Origin of the sequence: Kribbella sp. NPDC048915 (genome assembly GCF_040649595.1) — a bacterium.
Classification (GTDB): Bacteria; Actinomycetota; Actinomycetes; order Propionibacteriales; family Kribbellaceae; genus Kribbella.
The window spans coordinates 1-4,189 of record NZ_JBEZFT010000149.1 but is presented as its reverse complement, the minus strand read 5'-3'; the positions used below and the strand labels follow the sequence as shown (position 1 = coordinate 4,189).

Here is a 4,189-nt window from a genome sequence, read left to right as displayed (position 1 = left end):
TACCGCGGACGGGTGGGTACACCCACGGTGTTGTGGGTTCCGTACCCTTCACACGGGTCAGGAACCCACAACACGATGGGTGAACCCACCGTGCGGGAACGCACGCGCGGTCCTGCGCGTGGCGTCCAGCGCGCGCCGACTCGGTCACCCGGACCCACGCACGGATCAGTCACAACAGCCGGTTGTCCGCTCGTGTTGGGGTCGGTGTACCAGCGGAGGACCCCCAAGAGCCGCGGTTGTCCTCTGAAGTGGAGGGTTCGCCCGAGGCGAGGTGCGCGTCAGGCGGGCGGGCGTGTCAGGCGGGCGGGCGTGTCACGGGGGCGTCACGACGGGCTGTCGCGGGTGCGTCAGGCGGGGGTGCCGAGTTCGGCGAGGGCGGTGGCTACGCGGCCGTGGGCCGACTCGAGGGCGGCGCGGGCCTCGGGGATGGGGGTGCCGGTGAGGAGGTGGACCAGGGCCGGCTTGAGTTCGCCGTCCGCGGCGGCGAGGGCGGCTTCGCAGGCGGCCTGGTCGGCGCCGGTGGCTTCGCCGAGGATGCGGAGCATACGGCCGCGGAGCTTCTTGTTGGTGGCGACGAGGTCGACCATCAGGTTGGACCAGGTACGGCCGAGTTTGATCATCAGCGTCGTCGAGAACGCGTTCAGGATCATCTTCTGCGCGGTGCCGGCCTTCAGTCGGGTCGAGCCCGCGATCACCTCGGGGCCGGTGTCGGCCGCGATCACGATGTCGGCGAGCGGCGCCAGCGGTGCGTCCGGGTTGGACGTGACCAGCACGGTGGTCGCCCCGGCCGCGCGGGCGGCCTTCAGGGCGCCGGCGACGTACGGCGTGCTGCCGGACGCGGCGAGGCCGATGACGAGGTCCTGACCGGTGACCTCGGAGGCGTCTGCGGCGCCGCCGTCCTCGGAGTCCTCGACGTTCTCGACCGCGCGCAGCAGCGCCTCGGTGCCGCCGGCGTGGTGCGCGACCACGAGGCCGTCCGGCACGTGGAACGTGGGCAGCAGTTCGGCGGCGTCCAGGGTCGCCAGGCGTCCCGACGTACCGGCGCCGAAGTAGTGCACGCGGCCGCCGCCGCGGACTGCCTCGACGGCGGCGTCGACGGCCTTGGTGAGCTCGGGGATCACCGCGCCGACCGCGCCCGCGACCAGTGCGTCCTCGTTGTTCACCAACTGGAGGATCTCGGACGTCCCCACCGCGTCGATGGCGAGCGTCCTGGGGTTGCGCTGCTCGGTCGGTGAGGTCACGGAATCGATGTTAGTTTTCTACTGAAGGATTTTCAATTCCGTTGAATCTTGACAGGGCGCTACTCCGACCCCTTCAACCGGTGACCGCGGACCGCGGAGGCGGTCTCCTCCAGCGCCTTCCGGGCGTCCGGCAGCACCTGCTGGGCGACGCCGATGAACAGGCAGTCGATCACTGTCAGTTGCGCGATCCGGCTCGCCATCGCCCCCGAGCGGTACGTCGTCTCCCGCGCGGCCGTGGTGAGTACGAGGTCCGCCGTCCGGGCCAGCGGGGACCGCGGAAAGTTGGTCACCGCGACCGTCGTGGCGCCGTGCTTGGCGGCCTCCTCGAGCGCCTCGACGACCTCGACGGTGGTGCCGGTGTGGGAGATACCGATCGCGACGTCGCCCGCACCGAGCAGCGCGGCGCTGGTCAGCGCGATGTGCACGTCCGACCACGCGAACGCCACCCGGCGGATCCGGTGCAGCTTCTGCTGCAGGTCGAGGGCGACGAACGCGCTCGCGGCGAAGCCGTACAGGTCGACGCGCTTGGCCTTCACCACCGCGTCCACGACCTTGGCGAGCGCGTCCACGTCGACCTGCTGCGCGGTCTCGCGGACCGCCCGCTCGTCGGCGAACGCGACCTTGCTGACCACGTCGGACAGCGAGTCACCGGGCTCGATGTCCCCGCCGACCTCCGGCCGGATGCTCTCCTGCGCCGACTGGGCCGCCAACTGCAGGCGGAGCTGCGGGTACCCGGGGACGCCGATCTGCTTGCAGAACCGGATGACCGTGGTCTCCGAGGTGGACGCCACCTCGGCCAGTTCGGAGATCGTCATCGCCGCCACCCCGCCCGGGTCCGCGAGGACCGCGTTCGCCACCCGCTGCTCGGCCGGCGCCAGCGCGGGCATCACCGCGCGGACCCGGACCAGCAGCGGCCCCGTGGGTTCTGGAGAGGATGTTGAGTTCATGACAGCACGGTACGGCGACTATGCACCCGATGGGGTCACCGACGCGAAAGTCTCCAACCTGTGGCGGTAAATGACTCCGGGGTGCGTTCGCCGTCGAGAAGAACACCATTACCGCTCGTGATCTTCACACCGTCCACGTAGACGCCGCGACCCTGGTACAGCGGATCGGACGTGTAGCGCCAGCGCACCGTCTGCTCGCCCGGGCCGAGGTCCGCGGTGACCTGATGCCAGTGCCGGTCGCCGGATCCGCTGATCGAGCCGTCGGTGTCGATCACCGAGCCCCGGTCACGAACCGTGAACGGCACCTTCGTCCAGGTGGTCCCGTCGGTGGAGCTTTCCAGGTACAGCAGGTCGGTGTCCTCGGTGTCGACGAACAGGTCGAACGCGAGCCGCGCGCCATCGGCCGGTACGGCGACCTTCGCGTCCAGCGTGCTGCTCGAGTTGTCCGTCGTACCGGAGAACCAGGCGTCCTTGCCGTGCCGCGGACCGACGCCGAGGGCGAGTGCGAGGCCCTGGGCGACCGCGCGCCGGGCCGGGTTGTTGCTGCCCCAGTTGCGGCTCGGGTGGACCCGGTTGGTGAGCAGGATCGCGAACGAGCGGGAGTCGAAGTCGATCACCAACGACGTGCCGGTGTACCCGGTGTGGCCGGCCGTGCGCGGTCCGGACAGGCCGGCCATGTACCAGCGCTGGTTGAGCTCGAAGCCGAGGCCGTGGTCGTTGCCCGGGAAACCCTCGTTGAAGTTCGTGATCATCGCGGTGACCGAGGCCTCCTTGAGGATCCGGGCGCCGCGGTAGCTTCCGCCGTTCAGGAACGTCTGCGCGAGGATCGCGAGGTCGTCGGCGGTGCTGAACACACCCGCGTGGCCCGCGACACCGTCCAGCGACCAGGCGTTCTCGTCGTGGACCTCGCCCCAGACCATGCCGCGCGGCGGGGTGGTCTGGTACTCGGTGGCCGCGATCCGCTGCTTCTTCTTCGGGTCCGGGTTGTAGCCGGTGTCGCGCATCTGCAGCGGCTTCGTGATGCCGTCGGCGACCAGTTTGTCCAGCGTTTTCCCGGTTACGCGGTGGGCGAGCTCGCCGAGCGCGATCAGGTTCAGGTCGCTGTAGAGGTAGGTCGAACCGGGCGGGTTCTGCAGTTTCGCGGTCAGCGCCATGTGCAGGCGGGAGGCCGGGTCCGGTTGCGAGCTCCACAGCGGGAGCCAGGCAGGAAATCCACTGGTGTGCGTGAGTGCTTGCCGGACGGTGACCGTTTCCTTGCCGTTTTCCGCGAACTCCGGGATGTAGGTCGCGATCGGCGCGTCCAGGTCGACCTTGCCCTTCTCGACCAGCTGCATCGTCACGATCGACGTGAACAGCTTGGACACCGACGCCAGGTCGAAGATCGTGTCGGTGCGCATCGGAATCTGCTGTTCCGGCGGCAGCTCGGTGCCGTCGCCGTCGGCGTACTTCAGCGCCAGCCCGGTGGCCGTGCGGGTGACGATCTTCCCATCGTGGCCGAGCAGCGTGACGGCACCGGCGTACAGCGGTTTCGCCGTCCCGTCCGGCCGGGTCCAGGCCTCGACCTGGGCCAGCGCGGCGTCGATCGGTGCCGCGTCCAGGCCGGCCTTCGCCGGGGTCGCGTCACGCAGCAGCGTGGTCTTCGGCGCGTAGCCGGTGTACGGGCGGTCGAAGCGGCCGGACTTGTTGCCGGCCGCAACAGCAGGGGACGTCATCGTGAGTATCACCGCAGAGACAGTCGTGAAGGCGGTCGTGATCGCGGCCCACCGCTTCATCGGCGGGCTCCCTTGTAGAGCAGGTACTTGGCGCGCCGGGCGGTCCAGGCGTCGGTCTCGGACTTCCAGGCTGCCACGATCTCCTCGGCGGAGGCGTTCGCCAAGAGCATTGTCCGGAATCGGTCCGATCCGGTCAGCAGCTGAGGACTTGGTTGACGGATCGCGTCTGAACCCGCCGGGTTACCGCCCAGGCCATAGCCTGGGGGTATGTCAGAACCGTCGATCCACC

General features: G+C 69.6%; 4 protein-coding genes. All 4 read right to left on the bottom strand.

The annotated features are described in order from the left end of the window. Window positions 1-347 precede the first annotated feature (347 nt). The 4 genes from murQ to AB0B82_RS35295 are packed head-to-tail and all read right to left on the bottom strand — an operon-like array spanning window position 348 to window position 4,097. Window positions 348-1,241 (bottom strand): N-acetylmuramic acid 6-phosphate etherase, encoded by an 894-nt coding sequence (gene murQ / locus AB0B82_RS35310; RefSeq protein ID WP_360178926.1) that lies wholly within the window; start codon window positions 1,239-1,241, stop codon window positions 348-350. Between the two features lie 59 nt (window positions 1,242-1,300). Next, window positions 1,301-2,188 (bottom strand): MurR/RpiR family transcriptional regulator, encoded by an 888-nt coding sequence (locus AB0B82_RS35305; protein WP_360178923.1) that lies wholly within the window; start codon window positions 2,186-2,188, stop codon window positions 1,301-1,303. Between the two features lie 35 nt (window positions 2,189-2,223). Then, window positions 2,224-3,960, bottom strand: coding sequence for a serine hydrolase domain-containing protein (locus AB0B82_RS35300; RefSeq protein WP_360178920.1), 1,737 nt, complete (start codon window positions 3,958-3,960; stop codon window positions 2,224-2,226). Then, window positions 3,957-4,097 (bottom strand): hypothetical protein, encoded by a 141-nt coding sequence (locus AB0B82_RS35295; RefSeq protein WP_360178929.1) that lies wholly within the window; start codon window positions 4,095-4,097, stop codon window positions 3,957-3,959. The genes AB0B82_RS35300 and AB0B82_RS35295 overlap by 4 nt, the downstream gene beginning before the upstream one ends. Window positions 4,098-4,189 lie beyond the last annotated feature (92 nt).